Source organism: Planctomyces sp. SH-PL62 (assembly GCF_001610895.1).
Lineage (GTDB): Bacteria > Planctomycetota > Planctomycetia > Isosphaerales > Isosphaeraceae > Paludisphaera.
On sequence record NZ_CP011273.1, the window covers coordinates 5,311,579 to 5,338,020 of the forward strand.

Consider the following 26,442-nt stretch of genomic DNA (forward strand, 5'->3'; position numbering starts at 1 on the left):
CGCCCGATCATTCGGGGTAGATCAGGTAACGCTCACGGACGGCCCCGAAGTCGGCCAACTCCTGGGTCCACAGGGCCTCGATCTGGTCCCGGCTCTTGAGGTCGAGGATCGCCTGGTAGGTGGCCTCGTCGCAGAGCAGGGTGGGCATGCGCTCGGGCTTCCAGTCGTCCTTGTAGTCGCGACGGAGCGTCAGCGCGAGGGCCAGGCCCAGCTTGATCGGGTCGAACGCGGCCCGGTCGGTGATCTGGATCTGCACCCCGCCGCACGTCTCCCCCTTGTACTGGCGCTCGGTCGGCGAGAATTCCAGGGGGGTGAAGCTCACGCCCGGGACGCCCTGGGCGTCGAGCGAGCGGGCCCAGGCGACCGGCTTGATCCAGGGCGCCCCGACGCGCTCGAAGGGCGTGTCGGTCCCGCGTCCGGTCGCCAGGTTCGTCCCTTCCAGCCAGCCCACGCCGGGATACAGCAGGGCCTCGGTCAGGCTCCGCATGTTGGGCGAGGGATTGACCCAGAGCAGGCCCGTGCGATCGTAGGCGGCCCCTCGGGTCCAGCCCTCGCATGGGACGACTTCGAGGTCGGCCTCGATCTTGCGCTCGGCGTTGTACAGCCTCGCCAGCTCGCCGACCGTCATGCCGTGGCGGATCGGGATCGCGTGGTAGGCGACGAACGACTCGAAGCTCTCGTCGCGCACCGGCCCGCCGAAGTCGACGCCGCCGATCGCGTTGGGGCGGTCGAGCACCACCAGCTTCTTGCCGTTGGCCTTGGCGGCTTCCAGCACCAGTCCCAGGGTGGAGGCGTAGGTGTAGTAGCGGACGCCGATGTCCTGGATGTCGTAGACCAGCACGTCCAGGTCGGCGAGGTCCTCATCCTGCGGCTTGCGCTTCTTGCCTTCGTACAGGCTGACGACCGGGAGCTTGGTCGCCTCGTCGACGCCGCTGGTGATCTTCTCGTGATCGAGGAGGCCGCGGATGCCGTGCTCGGGGCTGAACAGCTTGACGAGCTTGACGTCGGGGGCGGCGAACAGGACGTCGATCGTGGACCGGCCGTCCGCCGAGCGTCCGGTGTGGTTGGTGACCAGGCCGACCCGCTTCCCCTTCAGGGAGTCGAAGCCGCGGGCCGCCAGGACGTCGATCCCGCACGTCACCGTCGCGAACGGCGTGGGGGCGGGGGACGATTCGGAGTCCGAAGCGGTGGAGGCCGGGGCGCGGACGGCCGGCGGGTCGACGAGCGCCGCGGCGGCCAGCGTGGCGACGTCGCGCCGGAGCGTCGACGGCGACGGGTTGGACTTCGGGTGGAGGCGGCTGGTGAGGATCACGACGAACGTCTGGGTCTCCGGGTCGATCCAGACGCTCGTGCCGGTGAAGCCGGTGTGGCCGAAGCTCGACGGGCCGAACAGCTCGCCCTTGGGGCTGCTGAAGCCGGTCTCCACGTCCCAGCCCAGCCCGCGACGCTGCCCCGCCGGGGTGTCGGCCGGGTCGCGCATGAGTCGGACGGTCAGAGGGGCGAGGACGCGATAGCCCGACGGGGCCGCGCCGTAGTACAGGAGCATCCGGGCGAAGTTCGCGACGTCGTCGGCCGTGGCGAACAGGCCCGCGTGACCCGCCACGCCACCGAGGGCCCGCGAGCGGGGATCGTGCACCACGCCCCGGACGAAGGCGTCCCCTTCCTTCTCGGTCGGGGCGACGCGGTCCAGGGGCGGCCGATTCGAGGCGTCGCCGGCGGTCGGCCGGAAGTGGGCGTCGACCATCCCGGCGGGCCCGAACACCCGCTCGTCCGCGAATTCGTCCAGCGGCTTGCCCGACACCTTCTCGACGAGCTTGCCCAGGATGATGAAGCCCACGTCCGAATAGATGAACTTCGAGCCCGGCCGGGCGACCGGCTGAAGCTCGGCGATCTGCTTCCAGGCCGCTTCAGGCCCGTCCTTGTAGTCGCCGAGGGCGTTGTCCGGGATCAGGCCGGCGCGGTGTCGCAGCAGGTGGTCGACGGTGATCCGCCCCTTGCCGTGGTTGTCCAGCTCCGGGAAGTACTTCACGATCGAGTCGGAGAGGCGGATCTTCCCCTCCTCGATCAGGACCATGACCGAGGTCGCGGTGGCGATCGGCTTGGTCAGCGAGGCCATGTCGAAGATCGTGTCCCGCGTCATCGGCTCCTCGGTCGGCTCGACGGCGCGCTTGCCGAAGGTCTTCGCGTAGGCGACCCCGCCGCCGCGACCGACCAGGACGACCGCCCCGGGAACCTTCCCCTCGGCGACCGCCCGCTCCACGACCGCGTCGATGCGGCCCAGGCGCTCGGCGTCGAAGCCGAGCTGCGCCGCCGTCTCCGCGGTCGGCTCGGGAAGCTCCCGCCCCCGGGCGAGCCCCCCGCTCAAACCGATCGCCGCGATCACGAACCACGCCGCCAGCCGCCTGCCGCCCGTCTGTTTCACGATCTTTCCACCCATGTCGAGTCCAATGGGGAGCGAGACGCCCCCGATGCGTCATCCGGTTGCACCGAAGCCCCCATTCTAGCCGCGAGGCGCGGCGTCCGCCTCTCTGCTCCCGCGATCGACGCGAAGGGCTTCGATCCAGGCCGGCGGCGCGAGGGCTTCGAAATGACCCAAACCAGCCCGCTGACCGGAACCCTCACGACGACCTCTCCCTTCGTCGTGAACGTTCCAATCAGCGGGCCGGTCGGTTTGAGGTCCCCGACCTGGGAAGGCCGGGGACTGGACGCCCTTGGAAGAAACCGGACTGCATCCCAGAGACCTACGACCGCCTCTCCCTCGGTCGTGGACCGCCGTTCTACAGCCGGTTGGCTCGAGTCGGCTCGCCCCCCCCGTCGTCGAGACGGGGAGGGACGGAACCGGGTGGAAGAAACCGGCTAGAGATTCAGACCCTCGCGACGACCTCTCCCTTCGTCGCGAAGAACCGTCTCAACTAGCCGGTTGGCTCGTGCAGGCTCGACGTCTCCCCCGCCTTTCGTGCCGGCGAGGGATCGGAACCTTGGTGAAGAAAGGGCGAGCGGGGGGTCGTGCGAGGTTTCCCGCTCGCCCTTTGGCGGGGAGATCGGATAAACCGATCGTCGCCAGTGGGGTGGCTTCTTACAATGTGTCGAGCCTCTCGGCTCGGGTCTCTGTCTCCGTCGCAACCTTTTGAACCAGTTTGACTTTCGTCTCCGTCTCGCGTCTCTCGTCGTCAACGCCAGGATGAAAAAGCAAAGGCGGTGCCAGAACCTGAAAGCGAGCCGATCCGAGGGGCCATTACTCCCGATTCAAGGCCCGCCTCTCGTCGAAATTTCCTGTGATTCAGGGGTTTACGACAATCGAAAAATTTCGGACGCTGGCGTAGAAAGCCCGATTCCCACCGCGTCTCCCACCGTTCTGCACCCACGGAACGACCACGACCGCACAAGATTCGGGCACAGGCTGCCGAATACATCATCACGCGGGAGCCGAGGCGACTCGGGTCCTCCTGGTGTGGAGATCCGAGGGGGCGCCAAGGTCGAATATGGTCGATCGAGAGAAACCGAATCCGGCCGGTCGCGACGATCTCGGCCTGGCCGTCGACGCCTGGAAGCTTCAGGGCGATGCCACGCCGCTGGAAGGCTGGTTCATCCGGGAGCTGGGCGAGCAGGGCGACCCGATCCGACTCCCCCTCTCGGAGTGGTCGGGCGTGCTCGGTCGTCTCGCGGAGGCGCGCGGTCGCGGCGAGGGCTGGCCGCCCCGGCTCGACGAGCGGCTCACCGGCTTTTTCCGGATGCTCCTCCGGTTCTCCCGCCCCGACGGCCGGACGGCGGGCCTCGCCCCCGATCGAACCGAGCCCGAGTCGCCGCGCAAATACTGGCGGGGGCTCCTGGCGACCTTCCGCGAGCCCGACGTGGGGCGAGTCCTCGACTGGTGGTTCCCGGGCCGCGACGTCGACCCCGTACCGCCCCCCCTCCCCGCCTGGTCGAGCGGCGATCGCGTGCTGGGCGTGCTGCGGGCGGACTGGACGCGCCGGGGCGACTTCCTGACTTTCGACCAGCGCGACGCCGGAGCCGGGACGCGATTCGAACTCTACGGCGCCGGAACGCCGTGGCTCTCCTCGGAATGGTCGACGCCCGATCCGTCGACGCCGAGCGTCCTCCCCGAGGCGGCGAAGCCGACGGCCTGGGCGACCAGCTCGAACGCCGACGTGGCCGAGTGGAGCTTCTCGTCCGGGGGTCGTCGGGTGACCCGCCTGGCCATGATGCTCCGAGGCCGTCGGCTCGCGATCCTGGCCGACCAGCTCGACGGGCTGCGGCCCGACGACGCGCCGGAGACGCGGCTGGACGTCCCCTCCGGCCTGATCGTCGCCCCCCTGGAAACGCCCGGCGGTTTCCTCCTGAAGACGGGGGCGCCCGGGAAGTCCGCCCAGGCGATCCTGATCGGTCGCGGCGCGTTGGAGTACGAGGAGGCGTCGCGGCGGATGATCGTCCGGCCGCTCGCCGAGGGCGGCGATGCGTGGCTGCCCCTGCTCGTCTCGTGGGACCACGCCCGCCACCGCAAGCCGTTCCGTTGGAACCGCCTCACGGTGGCCGAGCAAGGCAAGGTCTGCCCGCCCGAGACGGCCTGGGCCGCTCGCGTAACCTGGGGGCGGGACGAGACGTTCGTGGTCTACCGGAGCCTCGGCCCTCCCGTGAGGAGGTCGTTCCTGGGCTTCTCGACCACCGACCGATTCGTGGTGGGACGCTTCACGCCCGAGGGGGACGTCGAAGCGATCGCGACTTTGGCCTGAACCCGAGCCGGGCGATCCCGGCCCGGCGGCTCACAAGCTCCGGTCGCGGGGCTTGGCGAGGATCACCGTCAGGGAGAGCGCGACGTAGACGATCGTGACCACGGCCGTCAACATGCCGGTGTGGAAGTGGGCCCCCGTCAGGCTCGGGTCGGCCCCGCGCCGGATGAGGAGTCCGAGGACGGCCTGGACCGTGATCAGGACCGCCGACAGGATTCCGGTTATGATGAGAATGGGCTTCATCGGAAGTTCGCCTCGACCTTTGCGTGTGCGCGGGCCGTCTTCAACGACGGCCCGGCTGAAGGCTCGAACATAACCGATACGTCCTCCCCGAGTCACCCCGAAGCCCCGACCGACGACCCGCCATGAACACCGCCCGAATCCGCGACAACCTCCTCTCCGTGCAGGACCGGATCGCCGACGCCGCCCGCCGCTCGGGACGCGATCCGGCCTCGGTGACGCTCGTCGCCGTGACGAAGAAGCGGCCCGTCGCGATGGTCAGGCCCCTGGTCGAGGCCGGCATGCTCGACCTGGGAGAGAACTACCCGCAGGAACTTTGGGAGAAGGTCGACGCGCTGGCCGACGGCCCGGCCGCGATCCGCTGGCACCTCATCGGGCACCTCCAGGGGAACAAGGCCCGGCGGACGTTCCCGATGGTCCGGGTGATCCACGCGGTCGACTCGCTGAAGCTCCTGAGGACGCTCGACGAGCTGGCGGGCGAGGTCGCCGACCCGCCGGCCGTCTGCCTCCAGGTCAACACGTCGGACGAGGAGGCGAAGCACGGCTGGAAGGACGCCGCGGTCCTGACCGACGCCGACGCGATCGCCGCCTGCTCGCGGATCCGGCTCATCGGCCTGATGACGATGGCCGCCTACGGCACAGACGCCGAGACCGCCCGGCCCTCCTTCATCCGCCTCCGCGCCATCCGGGACGCGCTGGCCGGTCGGATCGGCCGCCCGCTCCCCGACCTCTCGATGGGCATGTCCAACGACTACGAGGCGGCCGTCGAGGAAGGCGCGACCCTCGTCCGCGTCGGCTCGGCGCTCTTCGAGGGGGTGGACTCGTGATCGAGCTGACCCCGAGCAAAGAGGGCGTGCTCCTGAACGTCCACGCCCAGCCGGGCGCCCGCCGCAACGGGCTCCTCGGCGAACGCGCGGGCGCCCTCCGCGTGGCCGTGACCGCCGCCCCCGACAAGGGGAAGGCCAACGCCGCGATCCTCGACGTCCTCGCCGACGCGCTCGGCCTGCGGCCGTCGGCGATCGCCCTCGTCTCCGGCGAGACCTCGCGCCACAAGCGCATCCTCCTGGCCGGGCTCACCCCGGAGGAGGCCGGCCGCCGGATCGCCGGGGCCCTCCCCGAGCCGAAGCCCTCCGACACGAACTCCTGACAGCCAACCGACAACGCCCCAACGGACGAACGATGCCCGACTATCCCGCCGAACTGACGATCGATCCCTGGAACGGCCCCGCGCCGACCGCGACCGTGCGCGTCCCCGGGTCCAAGAGCCTCACCAACCGAGCCCTGATCGTCGCCGCCCTGGCGCGAGGGCCGAGCGTCCTCACCGGCGCGCTCGACAGCGAAGACACCCGCGTCATGATCGACGCCCTCAAGGCGCTGGGGATCGCCGTCGAGCATGACGCGGCGACGGCGACGATCCGCATCACGGGCTGCAGCGGCCGATTCCCCGCCCCCGAGGCCGACCTCCACGTCGCCAACTCCGGGACGACCCTCCGGTTCCTGACGGCCGCCCTGGCGGCCGGCAAGGGGAAGTACCGGATCGACGGCACCCCCCGGATGCGCCAGCGACCCGTCGCCGACCTCCTCCAGGCGCTCAACGGCCTGGGGGCGTTCACCAGGAGCGAACTGGGGACGGGCTGCCCGCCGGTCCAGATCGACGCCGACGGGCTCGACGGCGGCTTCGCGTTCGTCCGGGGCGACGTCTCCAGCCAGTTCCTCAGCGGCCTCCTCATGGCCCTCCCCTACTCCCGAGGCGAGACGGTCGTCGACGTCGAGGGGACGCTGGTCTCGCAGCCCTACATCGCGATGACGCTCGACGTGATGCGCGAGTTCGGCGTCGAGCCCAGCAACCGCAAGAACAAGCGGTTCGTGGTCCACCCCAGCCGGTATAACGGTCGCGACTACTCGATCGAGCCCGACGCCTCGGCCGCCAGCTACTTCTTCGCCCTCGCCGCGATCACCGGCGGCTCGATCACCGTCGAGGGCCTCGGCTCGTCGAGCATCCAGGGGGACGTGCAGTTCGTCGACGTCCTGGAGCACATGGGCTGCACCGTCGTCCGCGAGCGCGACCGGACGACCGTGACCGGCGGGCCGCTGCGGGCGGTCGACGTTGACATGAACGCGATCAGCGACACCGTGATGACCCTCGGCGTCGTCGCCCTGTTCGCCGACGGCGTCACCCGGATCCGCAACGTCGGCCACATCCGCCACAAGGAGACCGACCGCATCGCCGCCCTCGCCGCCGAACTTCGCAAGCTGGGCGCGGACGTCTCCGAGCAGCACGACGGCCTGCTCATCATCCCCCCCGAGCCCTCCGCCCTCAGGCCGGCCGCGATCGCCACCTACGACGATCATCGGATGGCGATGTCCTTCGCCCTGGCCGGCCTGAAGATCCCCGGCGTCACGATCCTCGACCCCGGCTGCGTCGCCAAGACCTACCCGGGCTTCTGGGACGACCTGGCCGCGGTCCGAACCAGCCCGACCGCTTGACGCTCCGAAACGGGGCGGGGTATCGTGAACGACCTCGCGACGTCTCGTCCGGGCTCCGCGCGGGGCGACCCAAACCCGAACGACGTCGGAATTTACGACAATCGACAGGCCGCCGAGCGAACCATGCTGCTGAAACGGACGCATACCTGCGGGGAATTGACCAAGGAACACGTCGGCCAGGCCGTCGCGCTCAACGGCTGGGTCGACGCCTGGCGCGACTTCGGGGGCCTGGTCTTCATCGACCTCCGCGACCGCTACGGCGTCACCCAGGTCGTCTTCGAGCCCGAGGCCGGGGCCGACCTCCAGGCCCAGGCCCGCGAGCTTCGCAACGAGTACGTCGTGGGGATCCGCGGCACGGTCGCCGGCCGGCTGGCCGGCAAGGAAAACCCCAAGCTCAAGACCGGCCAGGTCGAGGTCCGCGCGGTCGAGCTGGTCGTCTACAACGCCTCGCCCACGCCCCCGTTCGAGATCAACGGCCCCGAGCCCAATGAGGAACTGCGGCTCAAGTACCGCTTCCTCGACCTCCGGCGTCCCGACCTCCAGCGCGTTTTCATCCTCCGCCATCAGGTCGGCCAGACGATGCGCCGGGTGCTCTCGGATCAGGGCTTCCTGGAAGTCGAGACCCCCATCCTGGGCCGGAGCACGCCGGAAGGCGCCCGCGACTTCCTGGTGCCCAGCCGGGTCCACGCGTCGCACTTCTACGCCCTGCCGCAGTCGCCGCAGCTTTACAAGCAGCTCCTGATGGTCTCGGGCTTCGACCGCTACTTCCAGATCGCCCGCTGCTTCCGGGACGAGGACCTCCGTGCCACGCGGCAGCCCGAGTTCACGCAGCTCGACATCGAGATGTCGTTCGTCGAGGACGAGGACGTGATGACCTCGATGGAGCCCCTGATCGCCGCGATGGCCCAGGAGTTCGCCGGCCAGGAGCTGAGCCTCCCGCTCCCCCGCGTCAACTACCACGACGCGATGGAACGCTTCGGCAGCGACCGGCCCGACCTCCGCTACGACCTGGAGTTGAAGGACCTGGCCGACATCGCCGACCAGACCGAGTTCCGCGTCTTCCAGATGGCCAAGGAGGCGGGGAACCGCATCCGAGGCCTCTGCGCGCCTGGCGGCGGGGAGAAGTACAGCCGAAAGGACCTGGACGGCCTCACCGAGTTCGCCGGCAACTTCGGCGCGAAGGGCCTGGTCTGGCTCAAGGTCGAGGCCGAGACCTTCGCCGGGCCGACCGCCAAGTTCTTCAAGCCCGAAGTCCAGGCCCAGCTCCGAGAGCGGTTCGACGCCAAAACCGGCGATCTGATCCTGATCGTCGCCGACACCCAGGCCGTCACCAGCCAGGCCCTCTCGAACCTCCGCGCCCGGCTCGCCGCCGAGCTGAAGCTGTACGACCCCAAGGCGTTCCACTACTCCTGGGTCGTCCGCTTCCCGCTCCTGGCGTGGGACGCCGACGAGAATCGGTACGTCGCCGAGCACCACCCGTTCACCATGCCGCTCGCCGAGGATCTCCACCTCCTCGACACCGAACCGCTGAAGGTCCGGGCCCAGGCCTACGACCTCGTCATCAACGGCGAGGAAGGGGCGGGGGGGACGATCCGCTGCCACGACCCGGTCGTCCAGTCCAAGATCTTCGGCCTGCTGGGCCTCTCCCCCGAACAGGCCGAGGAGAAGTTCGGCTTCCTCCTGAGCGCCCTGCGCAACGGCGCCCCGCCGCACGGCGGCATCGCCTTCGGGTACGACCGGATGGTCATGCTGTTCGCCGGGCTCACCAACATCCGCGACTGCATCGCCTTCCCCAAGACCGCCAAGGGGACCGACCTCATGACCGGCGCGCCGGGCCTCGTCGAGCCCCGACAACTCAAGGAACTCAACATCCGTTCGACGTGACGACCCGTCGTTCCGATCCGGACTGAAACCCTCGAACGCCGCGCGGAGCTCGTCCTCGCGGCGTTCGTCGTTTCTCGACATCGTCGGGCGGAAAATGATTGACAGGAGGCCCACCTGATATAGATTGATTCTCATCCAACTCATGCTTCCGTCCCGGCCTTCGGGCCTTGAGCGAACCCGAACCGCATGACGACGCCGCGATCGTCACTCTCGGCCTTCCGGCTCGCGCCTTTGCTGGCGTCGCTGATCGTCTGCGCGGCTTTTTCACCCCGATCGTCCGCCGACTGCGCCCATCGGGCGGGGGCGACCGTCCCGCATCGAGCATCGGCCGCGCTCCAGCTCCTCGAACTCGGCGCGTCGCCCCACGCGACGACCTGGACCGTCCCCGGCCTCCCCTGCCACGGGCCTCGATGCAAGTCGAAGGCGCCCTCGGCCGAGACCCCCTCCCCGACGGCCCTGCCCGATCGCGACGACGGCTGCCTCGCCCTCTTCAAGGCCCCTCCCCCCGCGCCCGCGGCCACGACCGCCGCCTGGGCCGAGCCCCTCCTCTCGCCCATCCTCGCGGCCCTCGCGCTCGAACGCCCTCCGCGCGGCGCCTGACGAAGCAGCCCTCCAGCCTTCGAATCCGACCCGGCGGCGTTGCGCGATCTTTCTTCTCCCCTCGAGGGAGATGGGAGCCGCGCAGCGGCGGATCTGGGGGCGACGAGCGCAGCGGCCGTCGGCTGTTCGACTCGTCCGCCTTGATGGCCCCCCTCATCCGGCCCTCCGGGCCACCTTCCCCCACGAGGGGGGAAGGAAGGGGCCGGCGACGGCATCGTCACAATGCATGCTTATTCGTTATTATTCGCCCAAGTCTCCACGCCCATTCATTTCCACGGACTCGCACATCATGAATTCTCCAATACAAGACCGACGTTCGGCCTTCACGCTGATCGAGCTGCTGGTGGTGATCGCGATCATCGCCGTCCTGATCGCGCTGCTGCTGCCGGCCGTGCAGGCGGCCCGCGAGGCCGCCCGGCGGATCCAGTGCACGAACAACCTGAAGCAGATCGGGCTGGCCTGTCACAACTACCACGAATCGCGCGGGGCGCTCCCGGGCGCGAACATGGTCTTCGGGACCACCGGGCTGTCGGCGCTCAGCATGCTCCTGCCGCAGATGGAGCAGTCGGCCGTTTACAACGCGATCAACTTCACGGCGAAGTACGACGACCCGATCAACTCGACGTCCCGCTTCACCGTCGTCTCGGGCTTCGTCTGCCCCTCGGACCAGAGCAATCCGCTGCCGGCCCTGGGGGGCGGGACCAATTACATGGCCGACATGGGGAGCGGCATCGTCTGGCAGGAGGCCGTCGGCGGCAACGCGGGCCTGCCCCGGCCCAACGGCCTGTTCCACGGCAACAGCTCCAAGCGGTTCGCCGAGGTGACGGACGGCCTGTCGAACACCGGCATGTTCTCGGAGCGCGTCCTGGCCGACGGCAACAACGCCGTCGTCAGCAAGGTCGCCGACGTCTTCTTCTCGCCGCTCTCGCCGACGACCGTCGACGAGGCCTACAACATGTGCCGGGCGGTCGACGTCTCCAACCTGTCGAACCAGTTCCCGCTCTTCATGGGCGCCCCCTGGCTGACGGGCCAGCACATCTTCCAGCACATCAACCCGCCCAACGGCCGCTCCTGCGGCTTCTTCGTCACCAACCGGGCGGTGATGCCGCCGAGCAGCTTCCACCCCGGCGGCGTCAACCTGCTGCTCGCCGACGGCTCGGTCCGGTTCATCAAGGACTCGATCAGCCTGGCCACCTGGAGCGCCCTCGGCACGATCTCCGGCGGCGAGGTGATCAGCAGCGACGCCTACTGAGCCGAACGGCGCTCGCATCGGGAGGACATCGCATGTCGATCCGCAACAAGATCCTCGCGCGGCGGACCGTCGCCGCCCTGGTCGTCGCCCTGGCCGCGATCGCGTCGGGCTGCTCGTCGGGCGTCGCGCATCCGGTCGATCCCGGCCCCGCGATGGACGCCCTGAAGACCGTCCTGGACGCCTGGAAGGAGGGGAAGACCCCCGACTTCCTCAAGGACGCGGCCCCGGCCATCGTCGTCCAGGACCTGGAATGGCTGTCGGGGGCCAAGCTCGAGAGCTATCAGGTGGAAGGCGACGGCGTCCCTGCCGACGCGAACCTGGAAGTCCGCGTCAAGCTGAACCTCGCGGCCAAGGGCAAGAAGCTCCAGCGGGACGCCCACTACCTCGTCACGACGAGCCCCGCCCTCACCGTCTTCCGAGACATGATGCGATGATCAGGAAATCCGATCTCACGACCCCCGACCATCCTCCGAGGATCTGGAATATGCTCGTCAGAACATCCCTTCACGCCGCGATTCTCACGGCCGGCCTGGGCCTCAGCGTCTCGGCGATCGCCGAGGAGCCCTCGAAGCCCCAGGCCGCCGCGCCGGCGACGGCCGCCGACGAATCGAGCCGGGCGCTCCGCGAAGCCTGGCCGGACCGGCCCGAGTGGCTCGACATGTACACCGCCATCCTCAGCGACGAGCCGATGGGGCCGACGAACGGCTGGTTCCGAACGTCCGTCACCCAGACCCGCTACGGTTGGGACGCCGTCCGCGCCCGATTCGACCGCGACGGCGACGGCAAGGTCGCCCGCGCGGAGTATCCCGGCGACGACGAATCCTTCGCCCGTCTCGACCGCGACCGCGACGCCGGGCTGACCCAGGCCGACTTCGACTTCTCCCGCGCCTACATGCCCTCCCCCGGCTCCATGCTCTTCTCCCGCCTCGACCGCGACGGCGACGGCAAGGTCGTGAGGGAGGAGATCGAGCGATTCTTCAAGGCCGCCGACGCCGACGACGCGGGCTTCCTCTCACGAATGGACCTGGAACGGGCGCTCCCCGCCCCCTCGGGCTCGATGGGCCCCGGCGACCGGCCGACCAAGGAGCAGCTCATCAAGGGCCTCTTCCGCCAGGAGATCGGCTCGCTCCAGAGCGGCCCGAACCTTGACGAGACGGCCCCCGACTTCAGCCTGAAGACAGCCGACGGCCAGGGCGAGCTGACGCTGTCGAAGCTCGTCGGTCCCAAACCGGTCGTCCTAATCTTCGGCAATTTCACCTGCGGCCCGTTCCGCAGCATGGCCGGCAACTTCGAGAAGCTCCACCGCCGCTACGGCGACCGCGCCACCTTCGTCATGGTCTACGTCCGCGAGGCCCATCCCAGCGACGGCTGGCGGATGCAGTCCAACGAATCCGTAGGGGTCTCGACCGCCCAGCCCCGCACTTACGAGGAGCGGGCCGAGGTCGCCCAGCGCTGCGGGAAGCTCCTCAGCCTGGGCTTCCCGATGCTCGTCGACACCATCGACGACGCCGTCGGCGCCCGCTACAGCGGGATGCCGGGCCGCTTCTATCTGATCGACACGGCGGGCAAGATCGCCTTCAAGAACGCCCGCGGCCCCTTCGGCTTCAAGCCCGCCGAACTCGAACAGTCGCTCATCCTGCTCCTCCAGGATGAAGGATCGACCGGCGATCAGGCCCGCTCCGAGGTCCGCTGAGCCCTTCCACGTCATCCCGTCGCCCCGACGGCCCCGCCCACCAGCGGGGCCGTCGGCGTTGCCCCCTCCCCCTTCGCCAAATCCGGGTAGTCCGGAAACCCCTCCGCCCTCTACAATCGTCAACGCCCGTCGACCTGGACCGCCCCGCTCCTCCTCGCGCCGACCTGGCACGCTCCGGGGAACGGGGTTTGCGGAACGCTTGGTGTCTACCCGTCACCTCGCCGATCCTCGACTCCGGAGAGTCCAGCCTCCATATTCCTATGGCCGATCGTGGCGAAATCGCGACAGATGCGAGGATGCTCCTCGATCAATCACGTCTCGACGTGCTAAAATGGAGAAACTAGAGAGTCTGTATGCTGCAAATCGCCACACATCCGCCTTCTGACCCTTCCGTGGTCTCGCCCGCTCGGATCGGGCCTCGCGAGATCGTCGTTCGGCCGAAGATCTCGGTCGGGCGAGGGCGTGAATCCGCGTCGGGGTCCCTGGGAGCGAGAACGTGAGAATTCCCGGTAACCTTTCGCCCCGACACTGGTTGCGTGTGGCGGTGGCCATGCTGGTCATCATCCCCTTGCTGGCGGGGGGCTTCGATCCCTCGCCGGAACCGGAAGCCGTTGGCGTTGCGGCCAAGGGCGAGGCGGTCGACGTTTCGGCCGTCGCAAGTCGCCCCCGCCTGGAGCGCCTGTCGCCGGGGACGCGATTCACCGACCGGCAGCCGCCGTCGGGATGGAGCCGCGTGGTCCTGAAGTCGACGCCGATGCTGGCCTCGGGCGCGCTCGACACGCTCTCGAAAGAGGCGTTCGAGACGGCCCGCCGCATCCGGTTGGTGATCCTGGCGGACGTGGCCCAGACCTCGGCCGAAGGGCCGTACGTCCTGACTCGCCTCGGCGTCGGACTGGCCGCGCCGGTCGTCGGCGAGGCTGACGGGGGCGACGTGGTGGTGACCGCCACGAACGTGGGTGACGCCTCGGGCGAATGGTCGACCAAGGACCGGATCATCCTCGCCGCCGGCTCGCGCGAGCTGGACCAGGCGACGCTTACGGCGACGACCCCGACCTTCGCCATCCTCCGCACGCCGACCACCAGTCTGACGGGGACGGAACACGTGACGCTCGACGTGCTGTACGCGGTGCTCGTCGATCCCGCGTCCGGAGGGCTGCGTCTCTTCGCGTGCCGGCCTTCTCCCTCGGGGTCGGCCCCGGTGATCCGCGAACTGGCCTCCCCCGCGATCGTGGACGGCCCGCTTCACGTCAAGGCGAGGACGTTCGCCGGCATCCCCGTCTCGTGGTCGTTCGCGATGATCGACGTCCCCGAGGGGGACGAGCGGACCGTGCCGGCCGACCTGGCCCGCCTCATCGCCCCCGACAGCCTGGAGACGGCCGAAGCCCGGGCCGTCGAGGGGGCCTTCCGTGCGTTCGCCGAGCGGCCGGCGATCGCGCCGACCGCCCGGGCCGTCGCCCCGGAAGCTCAGCGCGACTGATCGGGCTGCTTGTCGAGGAACCCCTGGCCCTTGAGCCAGGTCTCGCAGAGCCCGGGCCAGGCCTGGAACGCCGGATCGGGACCGATGTTGAACTGCTTGGCCCCCGCCCCCAGGCCCAGGCCGTGCTGGCCCTTCTCGAAGATGTGCAACTCCAGGGGGACTCCGGCCTTGCGCAGGGCCAGGGCGAACAGGAGGCTGTTCTCCGGCGGCACCGCCTTGTCCTCGTTGGTGTGGGCCAGGAACGTCGGCGGCGTCTGGGGCGTCACCTGCTGCTCGTTGGAGTAGAACTTCAACAGCTCCGCCGAGGGGTTCTCACCCAGCAGGTTTCGGTTGGAGCCCTGATGGGTGTACGGGGTCGCCATCGCGATCACCGGATAGACCAGGATCAAGCGGTCGGGCCGCGAGCTGACCCGCTCGATCGGGTCCTCGGCGTCGGCTTGGCCCGCGTCGAAATGGGTCCCCCCCGTCGAGGCCAGATGGCCCCCGGCCGAGAACCCCATCAGGCCGATCCGCCCCGGATCGACGCCCCACTTCGCGGCCCCCTGACGCACCACGCGGATCGCCCGATTGACGTCGTGAAGCATCGCCGGCTGGTGATACTCCGGGGCCAGCCGGTACTTGAGGACGAAGGCCGCGACGCCGACCGAGTTGAGCCATTCGGCGACCTGCCTCCCCTCGTGGTCGAGGGCCAGGCCGCCGTATCCGCCGCCGGGGCAGACCACGATCGCCGAGCCCGTGGCGACGCCCGGTTCGGGCAGGAACACCGAGAGCGTGGGCACGTCCTTGGCCAGGTCGTCCCCCCTGGCGCCGGGAGCCCCGCCGGGCCAGAGCTTGACGACCTCGGACGCCGCGTCGAGCGGTTCCGCGGCCGACGTCGGAACCATCCCCGCCGCCCCAAGGACGACCGCCGCCAGAAACCCACGCGAAAAGCCCAGGGAAACCATGTCGCCACCCCCCATCTCGCACCGGGAAACGCCTCAATTCCTCGAAGGCCCCGATCGTAGAGCATGGGAAAGGCCCCGGCAACCTCCCGCCGGCCGCCCTTCCAGGTCCCTCCGGCCCCCTCGCCAAAATGCAGGCGGCCCTGTCAAAACGGCAGCCAAAGCCGCCGTCCGACTCTCGGCTTGAGAACGCAACGTGTTGTCTCAATGGATCTTGAGACACGATCGAAACACCGGTACGCGAGTTGCATCTAGGGGGAGTCGAATAACCTCGGGAGTCGTTTTTGGCACGACCCCCGCGTCGCGCCGGGACAGCGCCCTCGGCCGACACGTCCGAGTCGTCGATTGGAGAATCCACGTGGCGAAGATACTGGCATACGATGAAGAGGCCCGCCAGAAGCTGGCCAGCGGCGTCGGCAAGCTGGCCCGCGCGGTCCGCAGCACGCTCGGCCCGCGGGGTCGGAACGCCGTCATCGACAAGGGGTGGGGAGCCCCGACGGTGACGAAGGACGGGGTCTCCGTCGCCGAGGAGATCGAGCTGACCGATCCTTACGAGAACATGGGCGCGCAGCTCGTGAAGGAAGCGGCGTCGAAGACCTCGGACGCCGCGGGCGACGGCACGACGACGGCGACCGTGCTGGCCGAGGCCATCTTCAAGGAGGGCCTCAAGGCCCTGGCCGCCGGCGCCGACCCGATGGCGATCAAGCGCGGGATCGACAAGGCCGTCACGGCCATCGTCGAGAACGTCAAGTCGCAGGCCAAGAAGATCAACGGCAAGAAGGAGATCGCCGAGGTCGCCGCGATCGCCGCCAACAACGACATGTCGATCGGCGAGAAGCTGGCCGACGCGTTCGAGAAGGTCGGCACCGACGGCGTCATCACCGTCGAGGAGGCCAAGGGCTTCGAGACGACGGTCGACGTGGTCGAGGGGATGCAGTTCGACCGCGGCTACCTGAGCCCCCACTTCGTCACCGACCAGGACCGCATGGAGGTCGTCCTCGAGGACGTCTACCTGCTGATCCACGAGGAGAAGGTCAGCTCCCCCACCAAGCTGATCCCCCTGCTCGAGAAGATCGCCAAGGCCAACAAGCCGCTGCTGATCATCGCCGAGGACGTCGAGGGCGAGGCGCTGGCGACCCTGGTCGTCAACAAGCTCCGCGGCATCCTCAAGGTCGCGGCCGTCAAGGCCCCCGGCTACGGCGACCGCCGCAAGGCCATGCTCGAGGACATCGCGATCCTCACCGGCGGCAAGGCCATCTTCAAGGACCTGGGCGTCGACCTCGACGCCGTCCAGCTCACCGACCTGGGCCGCGCCCGCAAGGTGACCATCACCAGCGAAGCGACCACCATCGTCGAGGGCGCCGGCACCAGCGAGGCCATCAAGGGCCGCGCCGACGCCATCCGTCGCGAGGTCGGGACCACCGACAGCGAGTACGACAAGGAGAAGCTCCAGGAGCGGCTCGCCAAGCTCGCCGGCGGCATCGCCCAGATCAACGTCGGCGCCGCGACCGAGACCGAGATGAAGGAGCGCAAGGCCCTCGTCGAGGACGCCCTGCACGCCACCCGCGCCGCGATCGAGGAAGGCGTCGTCCCCGGCGGCGGCACCGCCCTGATCCGCGCCTCCAAGGCGATCGAGGGCCTCAAGCTCGAAGGCGACGAGCAGTTCGGCGTCGACCTGATCCGTCGCGCCGCCGAGCAGCCCGCCCGCTACATCGCCGAGAACGCCGGCGTCGACGGCGCGGTGGTCGTCAATCGGGTCAAGAAGTCGAACGACGCCAACTTCGGCTACAACGCCGAGAGCGGCGCCTGGGGCGACCTCCTGGCGGCCGGCGTCGTCGACCCGGCCAAGGTCACCCGCACCGCCCTCCAGAACGCCGCGTCGGTGGCCGGACTCCTCCTCACCACCGAGGCCATGATCGCCGAGCCCCCGAAGAAGCCGGAAGCCGGCGGCGGCCACCATGACCACCACGGCGGTGGCATGGACCCCATGGGTGGCATGGGAGGCATGGGTGGAATGGGCGGCATGGGCGGCATGGGGATGATGTGAGCGACGCCCCGCGTCGCTCCCCCCCGGGCCCCTTCCGACCCTTCGCGAAGGGGCCCCGCCCGACTCCCGAGACGAACGATCACCGAACACCGATTCGATTCATTCGATAAGACGAGAAGGAAACGCGAAAATGGCCAAGCTGACCATTCGTCCCCTGGAAGACCGCGTCGTGATCAAGCAGATCGAGGCCGAGGAGAAGACGGCCGGCGGCATCGTGCTCCCGGACACCGCCAAGGAGAAGCCCCAGCGCGGCGAAGTCCTGGCGGTGGGCCCCGGCAAGCTCCTGGACTCCGGCGAGCGGAGCCCGATCGGCGTCGTGGTCGGCGACGAGGTCCTCTTCGGCAAGTACTCGGGGACCGAGATCAAGGTCGACGGCGAGGAGATCAAGATCCTCCGCGAGTCCGACATCCTGGCCAAGGTCGTCAAGTGAGCCGGGTCGCGTCGACCGGCCTGAACTCACCCCTCGTTCGAGGAGCTCTCTTCCGTGGCTAAGCAACTGCTCTTCTCCGACGCCGCCCGCCGCAAGCTGCTGGAAGGCGTCGACGTCCTGGCCCAGGCCGTGGGATCGACCCTCGGCCCCACCGGCCGGAACGTCATCCTCAGCAAGTCCTTCGGCGGCCCGCTCGTCACCAAGGACGGCGTCACGGTCTCCAAGGAGATCGAGCTGAAGGACCCGTTCGAGAACATGGGCGCCAAGCTCGTCAACGTCGTGGCGTCGAAGACGTCGGACGTGGCCGGCGACGGCACCACGACGGCGACGATCCTGGCCCGCGCCCTCTACCGCGAGGGGCTCAAGAACGTCACCGCCGGCGCCAACCCGACGGCCCTCCGCCGGGGCATCGAGAAGGCCGTCGAGGCGGCCGTCGCGGAGCTCCACGACAAGATCTCGCGGCCGGTGTCCAAGAAGGAGGAGATCGCCCAGGTCGGCGCCATCTCCGCCAACAACGACCACGAGGTCGGCCAGATGCTGGCCGACGCCGTCGAGAAGGTCGGCCGCGACGGCGTCATCACCGTCGAGGAAGGGAAGACCGCCTCGACCACCCTCGAGTTCGTCGAGGGCATGCAGTTCGACAAGGGCTACCTGAGCCCCTACTTCGTGACCCAGCCGACCACGATGGAGGTCGTCTTCGAGGACGCCCTCATCCTGCTCCATGAGAAGAAGATCAGCAGCCTCCGCGAGCTGATCCCGCTCCTGGAGAAGGTCGCGCAGTCGGGCAAGCCGCTGCTGATCGTGGCCGAGGACGTCGAGGGCGAGGCGCTGGCGACCCTGGTCGTCAACAAGCTCCGCGGCATCCTCAACATCGCGGCCGTCAAGGCCCCCGGCTTCGGCGACCGCCGCAAGGCGATGCTCGGCGACATGGCCGTCCTCACCGGCGGCACCGTCATCAGCGAGGACCTCGGCCTCAAGCTCGAGAACCTCACGCTCGCCCAGCTCGGCCAGGCCCGCCAGGTCAAGGTCGACAAGGACAGCACCACGATCATCCAGGGCGCCGGCAAGCGCGAGGAGATCCAGCGCCGGATCGACCAGCTCCGCCGCCAGATCGAGGAGACCGACAGCGAGTACGACAAGGAGAAGTTCCAGGAGCGGCTCGCCAAGCTCTCCGGGGGCGTCGCCCTGATCCGCGTCGGCGCCCCGACCGAAGCCGACATGAAGCAGACCAAGGCCCGCATCGAGGACGCCCTCCACGCCACCCGCGCGGCGGCCGAGGAAGGGATCGTCCCCGGCGGCGGCACCGCCCTGCTCCGCGTCGTCCCGGCCGTCGAGAAGCTGATCGAGTCGCTCGAAGGCGACGAGAAGCTCGGCGCCCGGATCGTCCTCCGCGGCCTCGAAGAGCCCGTCCGCTACATCGCCTCCAACTCCGGCTTCGACGGCGGCGTCATCGCCGACGAGGTCAAGGCGGCCGGCGGCTCGATGGGCTACGACGCCAACAAGGGCGAATTCGTCGACATGTTCGCGGCCGGCATCATCGACCCCACCAAGGTCACCCGCACGGCCCTCCAGAACGCCTCCTCGATCGCCGGCCTCCTGCTGACGACCGAGGCCCTCATCACCAACCTGAAGGACGACGAGAAGGAGAACGGCCCCCGCGTCGAGGGGTCCGTCCGCTGAGCCGACGTCCCACCTGAGCGCCGAAGGCCGGGGCGCGGGCTCGATCCATCCGTCGATCGAGCGCCGCCCCGGCCCGTTTTTTTCCGACGCCCCTTTCCCTCGCCCGCCCCGGATCGGTCCGGCTGGGAGGAAACGGGCCCGGATGTTAAGATTTTGATGTTGGACAGGGGATCGCGCGGGGCTCGGGGAGGGCCGTCGCGACGCGTCCCGGCACCCCGACCGTCGAGACGCCGCGCCGATGGCAACCACCAAACGCGACCTGTACGAAGTCCTCGAGATCACGCGCGAGAGCTCGAACGAGGAGATCAAGCGCGCCTATCGCCAGATGGCGCTGAAGTTCCACCCCGACCGCAACCCCGGCGACAAGGAGGCGGAGAAGCGCTTCCGCGAGGCCGCCGAGGCCTACGACGTCCTCTCCGACGTCCAGAAGCGCCAGCGCTACGACCGCTACGGCCACGCCGGGCTCGACGGCTCCGCCTTCCACGACTTCCGCTCCGCCGACGACATCATGTCGACCTTCGGCGACATCTTCGGCGGCGGCCTGCTCGGCGACCTCTTCGGCGGCGGCGGCGGCGGACGCGGGCGCGGCCCCCGACAGGGCCCCGACCTCCTGATGCGGCTGGAGATCAGCCTGAACGAGGCGGCGCGGGGCGCCTCCCGGAACATCGAGGTCAACCGCCAGGACTTCTGCGGCGACTGCAACGGCTCCGGCGCGCGGAAGGGGACCGTCGCCACCACCTGCAACTACTGCGGCGGTCGCGGCCAGGTCGTCCAGACCCGGGGCTTCTTCCAGGTCGCGACCACCTGCCCCTCCTGCGGCGGCGAGGGGGTCAAGATCACCGACCCCTGCCCCGGCTGCCACGGCTCCGGCCGCGTCCCCCAGGTCGCCAAGCTCCAGGTCGACGTCCCCCCGGGCGTCGAGACCGGGATGCGGCTGCAACTCCGCCAGCAAGGCGAGCTCGGCGACATGGGCGCCCCCCGCGGCAACCTCCAGATCCAGATCATGGTGCGCAAGCACGAGTTCTTCGAACGCCGGCGAAACGACCTGCTCTGCCAGGTCCCCATCAGCTTCGCCCAGGCCGCCCTCGGCGCCGAGGTCGAGGTCCCCACGCTCGAAGGGCCCGGCCGCGTCCAGGTCCCCCGCGGGACCCAGAGCGGAGACTCCATCCGGCTCAAGGGACGCGGCATGCCGGACATCGGCGGCCGAGGCCGGGGCGATGAAATCGTCGAGGTCGTCGTCGAGACCCCCCGGCACCTGACGACCCGCCAGGAGGAACTGCTCCGCGAGTTCGCCGAGATCGAGCACGAACAGGTCAGCCCCCGTCGCCGAAGCTTCTTCGAGAGGCTCCGCGATTACTTCACCGAAGAGGACGAGTCCGAGACCCCCGAATCGACCTGACGCCGACGCATCCCGTCGGCGCCCGCGACCGCTCGCATCCTCCCAGGCCCTCGATCGTCCCAGGTCAGGAGATCCGCATCATGTCCGACGCCGCCAACCGCTCCGCTCCCCCCCCGAACGAAGACCAGCACCAGGCCGCCGAGCCGTTCGTCGAGGCCGAGACCGCATCCCCGACGGCCCAGCTCGAGAAGGAGCGGGACGAGGCCCGCGAACAGTCCCTGCGGACCCGCGCCGAGTTCATCAACTTCCAGAAGCGCAGCAAGCAGCAGGCCGAGGCCGACCGACTCTACGCCGTCGGCAACCTCAGCCAGGATCTGCTGGAGGTCCTCGACAACCTCGAGCGGGCCGCCGACGCCATCCGCGGGAGCCAGGCCGAGGGGGTGGCCTCCGGCCTGGACATCGTCCACAAGCAGTTCCTCGCCACCCTGGCGAAGTACGGCGTCGAGCCCATCGAGGCCCTGGGCCGACCGTTCGACCCCAACTTCCACGACGCCCTCATGCAGCAGCCCGACGCCGACGCCCCCGCGGGGACCGTCGTCGCCGAGCTGAGCAAGGGATACACGATCCACGACCGCGTGCTGAGGCCCAGCAAGGTGGCCGTCTCGGTCAAGCCCTGACGCGGAGGAGAGCCCACGATGCCCACCTACGACTACATCTGCGACGCCTGCGGACACGAGTTCGAGGCCTACGAGTCCATCAAGGCCGACCCCCAGACCCTCTGCCCCGGCTGCGAGAAGCACACCCTCCGCCGCAAGATCGGCCCCGGCGCGGCCATCCTCTTCAAGGGCTCGGGCTTCTATCAGACCGACTACCGCAGCGACTCCTACAAGAAAGCCGCCAAGGCCGACACCTCGAGCGGCGGCTCCTCTTCCGGCGGCGACGCCCCCAAGTCGACCCCGGCGCCCGCCCCCCCGGCTTCCTCCAGCGGCGGGACCACGGCATGATCCAGGGCCGCTGCCCAACCTGCTCCAAACCCTTCGCGGTCGCCAGCATCGACGACCTGCCGACGTTCCCGTTCTGCTCCGAACGCTGTCGGCTCGTCGACCTCGGCCGCTGGATCGACGAGGACTACGCCATCCCCGGCCCCCCGGTCGAACTCGGGCCCGAAGACCAGGACGGGTCGACCCGCCCCCCCGAGGCGAACGGCCGATTCGACGAAGAGGACTGATCTCGCGCCGACACGGCCACACGCTCATTTCGGTCAGGTCAGTACGCGTCGGCCGAGACGACCTCGCCCCCGGCCGACGTGCTCAACGAGCGCCAGACCTGGATGGCGATCTCGTTGCGAATGAACCGCACTCCGCCGTCCGCCATCGTCGCGTTGATCCCCCCCGGATGGCGGCTTCGGGCGGCGTAGTTGTCCGGCAAGGCCGTGGTCTTGCCGACGCAGGGGGGATTGGGCGACTGGTTCGCACAGTAGTACGGACTGAAGAGGACGTCCGGGAACGAGCTGTTGGGGGCCAAAAAGGCTTCGAATCCCGCCGCATCCCCCCACCAGGAGAAGCCTCGGAGGTCGCGCCCCTGCCCGACCACGACCTCGGACGCCAGCAGCGTGGAACTGAGGCCGTCGGTCAGGGCGGCGATTCCCACGGTCTTCTTGCCGGGCCGCAACTCGTCCGTCAACGGCGAGCCCACGTCCACGAACGGCGCCCCGCCGAACCGGACACCCTGGAAATCCACCTGCGTCTGGACCGAGTTGCCCAGGTTCACCGCGTAATTGTGCGACGTGCAGGCGAGCGTCCTCCCCTGCAACGTCTCGGAGATCGGGGCGTTGCGGCCGTCGCTGGGACAGAGGTACGCGCCGACCCACTGCGAGGTCACCGTCTGATTGGCGGGCCCGAAATAGCGCAGATCCTCGTCGAACGCGGTCGGCCATCCCGGCGCGTTGCTCCCCCCCTGATTCCAGGCGTTATACATCGGCTGCTGCTCAAGCTGGGGGAGGACGAAAATCAGCCACGTCCCCCAGCAGCAGCCCTTCTTCGCGGGGGGGAATGTGCCGTGGACGTCATGATAATTGTGCGTCGCCAGGGCGATCTGCTTCAGGTTGTTGACGCACTGGGAGCGTCGCGCCGCCTCCCGCGCCGACTGGACGGCGGGCAGCAGCAGGGCGATCAGGACCGCGATGACGGCGATCACCACCAGCAGCTCGATCAGCGTGAAGCCCCGGCGGCCGTCGCTCGTCGCTCGCATCAACGAATCTCCAGTTTTGTATATCTACGGACGTGCGCCCGATCAGGGATCTCCGGCCGCCGAGCGACCGCCGGATCGGGCGACGATCTCGAATCGCAGGTGGTTTCGGCCGTCCGACCGGATCTCCACAGTGCGCGTCGATTTCGCGTTGTAATCCTCCGGGATCCTCTCGACCATCGCTCTCGGCTTCCTGTCCGACGTCCCCGGCGGCGCCGGGGCCTGCACCCGGCTGCTCGCATAGATGCGGACCCGGTAGAGGCCGGGGACCGGGCCCTCGGATAAGGGGATCGAGAACCCGCCCGCCCGGATCGTCGAGCCGACCGCCGTGGAGGGACCCACAGGCCCCGGCTCCAGCATGATCGCCCCCGAGTCAAGGGGCTCGCCGTCCAGGAAGACCTCTCCCGTCACCGCGACGCGGCCCAGAGGGTCCGGGGCCGAGCAGCCGGACGCCGCAACGACAGCCGTCGCAAAGGCGACGACCCAGGCGTGAATTCGATCCTGAGCCCGGCCCGCCGGTCGTCGCGGTTCTCTCGACGGCTTTCCCGACATACGGCCTCATCCTTGCGAGAAGGATTCGGAAAGATGAGAATTCGCCACGCCGCGCTGATCTTTCGATCATGCTGAAGCCGCCGTCGGATTTCCAGAGAAGTTGAAAAGTTGAACCCGGGAAGCCGTCCGGGTGCAGGTTAGTCGTAGAGCCGAGCTTCGACCGGCCTGATCCGAGCGAGCCAACGAGCATGTATCAAGACGACCCCCGACTTCTGGCCGACTTCATCGAGCAATCCGACCCGGAGGCGTTCGCCGCCCTAGTCGCCAGGCACGGTCCCATGGTCCTCCGCGTCTGCCGGGGCGTGTTGATCGACGCGCATCTGGCGGAAGACGCGTTCCAGGCGACCTTCCTGACTCTCTTCCAGAAAGCCGGGGCGATCCGGGATCCCAACACGCTTCGGGGCTGGCTCTGCGGGACGGCCTACAAGACCGCGTCTCGGATCCGTAAACGATCCATCCGCCTCTCCCAGCGGGAGCGGACCTCGGAAGTGGACCCGACCGACCCCGATCAAGCCCAGGGCCCGGACTACGAGCTGTTCCTCCTCGTACGGGAAGAACTGGACCTGCTGCCGGAGAAGTACCGGGCCCCCCTGATCCTCTGCTATCTGGAAGGCCTGACCCACGAAGAGGCCGCGTCGCAGCTCGAATGGGCCTCGGGTACGGTCAAGGTGCGGCTGGTGCGGGGCCGCAAGCTCCTTCGCGAACGCCTCGACCGCCGCAAGGTCGCCATGGCCACGGGCCTGGTCCTCCTCTGGAGGCGCGAGGCGGGCGCCGCCGATCCGGGATTCGTCGAATCGACGCTCCGAGCCGCGGAGACGATCACGACTTCGCAAGCCCTCGCCCGGCCGACTGTGGGCTCCTCCTCCTTGCCCCGAATCGTCGCGCCGCCGATGGCCCGGTGGGCGATGCTCCGACGGGCTCTCCTGATCCTCGCGGTCACGGCCGCCCTGGCGGCGACCGCCGCCGCCGCCGTCATCCTCCCCACCTCGCCCCCCCCCGCCGGCGATGGCCATGAGGATCTCCCGGGCAACCTGACCGACGTCCTCGGGATCGACTGCACCTGATCCGAGTCCCGCCGAGACCAGCCGGGATCGGCCCGACCCTTCACGAGTTTTTCATTCTCTTATTCTCATAGGTTCATTCACTTTCCTTGCTCTCCTCGCCTTTCCCCCCCCAGACCCAGGAGCGACCCCGATGAAGACCGACCAGCAGGAAGCCCTCGGATCGGAGCCCCTTCCGCGCGACGGACGCCGATCCTTCATGAAGTCGGCGATGGCCGTCGCGACCATCCCGGCGGCGGCCGCCGTCCTTGGCGGGTCCGCCTCCGGCGCGACCAATCCGAACTACATCCCGACCTTGTACCGGGGCTGGAACGCCAGGAATTTCCGAGCTATCCAGGAGCATGAGAACGATCACGTCGACGCGATCCTGGACACCTTGGGGGACCTGGCCCGCCCCAAGCCGGTCTTCCGGAATCTGTTGCAGCCCAACTTGATGGCGTTCGTCAACCTCTCGCGGACCCTGGAGAACGTGGGGGTCGGGGCGTATCTCGGGGCGCTGCCGCTGATCCAGGATGCGGGCTACGTTTCGGCCGCCGGGTCGATCGCGCTGGTGGAGGCTCGCCACGCGGGCTACCTGAACACGCTTCTGGACCAGGGACTCACGCGGGACGCCCTCGGCGAGGAGTCGAGCTTCGACCAGGCGCTGACCCCTGAGAAGGTCGTCGAACTGGCCGGGCCGTTCATCGCCAGCCTCAACGGCGGGCCGCCGCTCCTCCCCTTGATGAACGACGTGGACATCTTCAACTTCGCGCTGGCGCTCGAGTACCTCGAGGCTGAGTACTACAACCTCAACGTCCCCCGGTTCTTCTGAGCCTCGGCGCGAGGATTCATCCGACTCGAACCGACGTCGGCGACGGAGCGGGCCGAGCCCGCCCGTTGCCCCGCCGGGTCGGGCCCTTCGCGTTCATCCCCATCCACGTCGTCTTCAAGGGAGCTTACACCCCATGCCCGCTTCGCACTCACCGGCTCGCCGGCCGTTCTTCGCGGCCGCCGTCCTCGCCCTGGCCCTGATCGCGGCCCCAGCCCGCGCGGGGGACGCCGTGTCGGCCTCGGAGCTTGAATCCTTCCTCGGCCTCTCGACCGGCGCGCTCGACGGGATCGGCGGTCCGGCCTTCAACGGCTCGGGCCTGCGGACGAGCTTCACGGCCGCCGCGGGCGACGTCCTGACGTTTCAATTCAACTTCCTGACGAATGAAGATCCGTCGCTCCTGGGCGACCTGATCAACGATTTCGCCTTCGTCAGCCTCAACGGCGCCGACCCGATGGTCATCGCCGAGGTGGCGACGACGCCGTTCACGGCCTCGTCCAGTTCGTTCTCGATGGAGTCTGGTCTCCTCTCGTTTTCGACGACGCTCGTCTCGGCCGGGATCTATCAGCTGGGTATGGGCGTCGTGAACGTGGTCGACGAGATGCTCCCCTCCGCGCTCTTGCTCGACGCCTTCCAGCTCAACGGCCTCGGGCTCCCGGGCGGTGACTTCGAGCCCGGCTCGCAAGGCTTTGAGAGCATCGGGGCGTTCTCGATGGTCGGCGGCGAGTTCGGCCCGACCCCCGATGGACGCTTCCAGGGCTTCCTGAGCAGCGGAACCACGGCCGTCCCGGAGCCGGCCGGCGTGATCTCCCTGCTCGTCGGCACCGTCGGCGTGGCGACGTGCGCGGCGTGTCGTGGCCGCGAGACGCCGACGCGGGAATGAACCACCGTTCGCGATCGCCCTCGAAACGAAGGCCTCTCGGATCACGAAAACGCCCCGCCCCCCCTGAACATGGGGGGGCGGGGCATTGTTTCGT

At 69.0% G+C, this 26,442-nt stretch carries 25 protein-coding genes; 20 read left to right on the forward strand and 5 right to left on the reverse strand.

Annotation, left to right across the window (positions count from 1 at the left end; translation table 11 throughout):
* Positions 1-7 precede the first annotated feature (7 nt).
* Positions 8-2,437 (reverse strand): exo-beta-N-acetylmuramidase NamZ domain-containing protein, encoded by a 2,430-nt coding sequence (locus VT85_RS20585; protein ID WP_068419593.1) that lies wholly within the window; start codon positions 2,435-2,437, stop codon positions 8-10.
* Between the two features lie 1,045 nt (positions 2,438-3,482).
* On the opposite strand from VT85_RS20585, the gene VT85_RS20590 reads away from it, so the two are divergent.
* Positions 3,483-4,730, forward strand: coding sequence for a hypothetical protein (locus VT85_RS20590; protein ID WP_068419594.1), 1,248 nt, complete (start codon positions 3,483-3,485; stop codon positions 4,728-4,730).
* Between the two features lie 30 nt (positions 4,731-4,760).
* On the opposite strand, the gene VT85_RS20595 is transcribed toward VT85_RS20590, so the two are convergent.
* Positions 4,761-4,970 carry a hypothetical protein gene (locus tag VT85_RS20595; protein WP_068419595.1) on the reverse strand — a complete coding sequence of 70 codons (210 nt, stop codon included), beginning with the start codon at positions 4,968-4,970 and terminating at the stop codon, positions 4,761-4,763.
* A 122-nt stretch (positions 4,971-5,092) separates the two neighbouring features.
* Here VT85_RS20595 and VT85_RS20600 point away from each other — a divergent pair, with 122 nt between their 5' ends.
* The 9 genes from VT85_RS20600 to VT85_RS20640 all read left to right on the forward strand — a co-directional run bounded on the left by VT85_RS20600 (position 5,093) and on the right by VT85_RS20640 (position 14,360).
* Positions 5,093-5,794: a YggS family pyridoxal phosphate-dependent enzyme gene (locus VT85_RS20600; RefSeq protein ID WP_068419596.1), complete on the forward strand. Its 702-nt coding sequence runs from the start codon at positions 5,093-5,095 to the stop codon at positions 5,792-5,794.
* Positions 5,791-6,114, forward strand: a complete 324-nt coding sequence (locus tag VT85_RS20605; protein WP_068419598.1) for a DUF167 domain-containing protein — start codon at positions 5,791-5,793, stop codon at positions 6,112-6,114. The genes VT85_RS20600 and VT85_RS20605 overlap by 4 nt, the downstream gene beginning before the upstream one ends.
* A 32-nt stretch (positions 6,115-6,146) precedes the next feature.
* The gene (gene aroA / locus VT85_RS20610; RefSeq protein ID WP_068419600.1) at positions 6,147-7,454 is read left to right on the forward strand and encodes a 3-phosphoshikimate 1-carboxyvinyltransferase; all 1,308 of its coding nucleotides are present in this window, start codon (positions 6,147-6,149) and stop codon (positions 7,452-7,454) included.
* Positions 7,455-7,577: 123 nt separating this feature from the next.
* Positions 7,578-9,338, forward strand: a complete 1,761-nt coding sequence (gene aspS / locus VT85_RS20615) for an aspartate--tRNA ligase (protein ID WP_315850931.1) — start codon at positions 7,578-7,580, stop codon at positions 9,336-9,338.
* 186 nt (positions 9,339-9,524) lie between these two features.
* A complete protein-coding gene (locus tag VT85_RS20620) occupies positions 9,525-9,938 on the forward strand; it encodes a hypothetical protein (protein WP_068419602.1) in 414 nt (137 codons plus the stop codon).
* 289 nt (positions 9,939-10,227) lie between these two features.
* Positions 10,228-11,190: a DUF1559 domain-containing protein gene (locus VT85_RS20625; RefSeq protein ID WP_082858773.1), complete on the forward strand. Its 963-nt coding sequence runs from the start codon at positions 10,228-10,230 to the stop codon at positions 11,188-11,190.
* 32 nt (positions 11,191-11,222) lie between these two features.
* Complete coding sequence (locus tag VT85_RS28685; protein ID WP_068419606.1) at positions 11,223-11,624, forward strand: hypothetical protein; 402 nt, start codon at positions 11,223-11,225, stop codon at positions 11,622-11,624.
* 50 nt (positions 11,625-11,674) lie between these two features.
* Positions 11,675-12,883, forward strand: a complete 1,209-nt coding sequence (locus VT85_RS27865) for a deiodinase family protein (protein ID WP_197490907.1) — start codon at positions 11,675-11,677, stop codon at positions 12,881-12,883.
* Positions 12,884-13,379: 496 nt separating this feature from the next.
* Entirely contained in the window at positions 13,380-14,360 is a 981-nt protein-coding gene (locus VT85_RS20640) for a hypothetical protein (protein WP_156512985.1), read from the forward strand.
* Here VT85_RS20640 and VT85_RS20645 read toward each other — a convergent pair.
* Positions 14,348-15,244, reverse strand: coding sequence for an alpha/beta hydrolase (locus tag VT85_RS20645; RefSeq protein WP_082859029.1), 897 nt, complete (start codon positions 15,242-15,244; stop codon positions 14,348-14,350). The genes VT85_RS20640 and VT85_RS20645 overlap by 13 nt on opposite strands.
* A gap of 415 nt (positions 15,245-15,659) precedes the next feature.
* Between VT85_RS20645 and groL (VT85_RS20650) the strand changes: the two genes are divergently transcribed.
* The 7 genes from groL (VT85_RS20650) to VT85_RS20680 all read left to right on the forward strand — a co-directional run bounded on the left by groL (VT85_RS20650) (position 15,660) and on the right by VT85_RS20680 (position 22,025).
* Positions 15,660-17,348, forward strand: a complete 1,689-nt coding sequence (groL, locus tag VT85_RS20650; RefSeq protein ID WP_068419608.1) for a chaperonin GroEL — start codon at positions 15,660-15,662, stop codon at positions 17,346-17,348.
* Positions 17,349-17,478: 130 nt separating this feature from the next.
* Positions 17,479-17,778 (forward strand): co-chaperone GroES, encoded by a 300-nt coding sequence (groES, locus tag VT85_RS20655; protein ID WP_068419609.1) that lies wholly within the window; start codon positions 17,479-17,481, stop codon positions 17,776-17,778.
* A gap of 54 nt (positions 17,779-17,832) precedes the next feature.
* A complete protein-coding gene (gene groL, locus VT85_RS20660) occupies positions 17,833-19,458 on the forward strand; it encodes a chaperonin GroEL (protein WP_068419610.1) in 1,626 nt (541 codons plus the stop codon).
* Between the two features lie 238 nt (positions 19,459-19,696).
* A complete protein-coding gene (gene dnaJ / locus VT85_RS20665) occupies positions 19,697-20,857 on the forward strand; it encodes a molecular chaperone DnaJ (protein WP_068419612.1) in 1,161 nt (386 codons plus the stop codon).
* Between the two features lie 80 nt (positions 20,858-20,937).
* The gene (grpE, locus tag VT85_RS20670; protein WP_068419614.1) at positions 20,938-21,474 is read left to right on the forward strand and encodes a nucleotide exchange factor GrpE; all 537 of its coding nucleotides are present in this window, start codon (positions 20,938-20,940) and stop codon (positions 21,472-21,474) included.
* Between the two features lie 18 nt (positions 21,475-21,492).
* Positions 21,493-21,801, forward strand: coding sequence for an FmdB family zinc ribbon protein (locus tag VT85_RS20675; RefSeq protein ID WP_068419616.1), 309 nt, complete (start codon positions 21,493-21,495; stop codon positions 21,799-21,801).
* Complete coding sequence (locus VT85_RS20680; protein ID WP_068419618.1) at positions 21,798-22,025, forward strand: DNA gyrase inhibitor YacG; 228 nt, start codon at positions 21,798-21,800, stop codon at positions 22,023-22,025. The genes VT85_RS20675 and VT85_RS20680 overlap by 4 nt, the downstream gene beginning before the upstream one ends.
* A gap of 38 nt (positions 22,026-22,063) precedes the next feature.
* On the opposite strand, the gene VT85_RS20685 is transcribed toward VT85_RS20680, so the two are convergent.
* Together VT85_RS20685 and VT85_RS20690 are read right to left on the reverse strand one after the other, a co-directional pair.
* Complete coding sequence (locus tag VT85_RS20685; protein WP_068419619.1) at positions 22,064-23,047, reverse strand: DUF1559 domain-containing protein; 984 nt, start codon at positions 23,045-23,047, stop codon at positions 22,064-22,066.
* A 42-nt stretch (positions 23,048-23,089) separates the two neighbouring features.
* The gene (locus tag VT85_RS20690; protein WP_156512986.1) at positions 23,090-23,596 is read right to left on the reverse strand and encodes a hypothetical protein; all 507 of its coding nucleotides are present in this window, start codon (positions 23,594-23,596) and stop codon (positions 23,090-23,092) included.
* Positions 23,597-23,784: 188 nt separating this feature from the next.
* Here VT85_RS20690 and VT85_RS20695 point away from each other — a divergent pair, with 188 nt between their 5' ends.
* The 3 genes from VT85_RS20695 (at position 23,785) to VT85_RS20705 (ending at position 26,348) form a co-directional block, all read left to right on the forward strand.
* Positions 23,785-24,660 (forward strand): RNA polymerase sigma factor, encoded by an 876-nt coding sequence (locus VT85_RS20695; RefSeq protein WP_068419623.1) that lies wholly within the window; start codon positions 23,785-23,787, stop codon positions 24,658-24,660.
* Positions 24,661-24,790: 130 nt separating this feature from the next.
* On the forward strand, positions 24,791-25,468 hold the full coding sequence (locus VT85_RS20700) for a ferritin-like domain-containing protein (RefSeq protein ID WP_068419624.1): 678 nt from the start codon (positions 24,791-24,793) through the stop codon (positions 25,466-25,468).
* 133 nt (positions 25,469-25,601) lie between these two features.
* Positions 25,602-26,348, forward strand: coding sequence for a hypothetical protein (locus tag VT85_RS20705; RefSeq protein WP_068419625.1), 747 nt, complete (start codon positions 25,602-25,604; stop codon positions 26,346-26,348).
* The last annotated feature ends 94 nt before the right edge of the window (positions 26,349-26,442 follow it).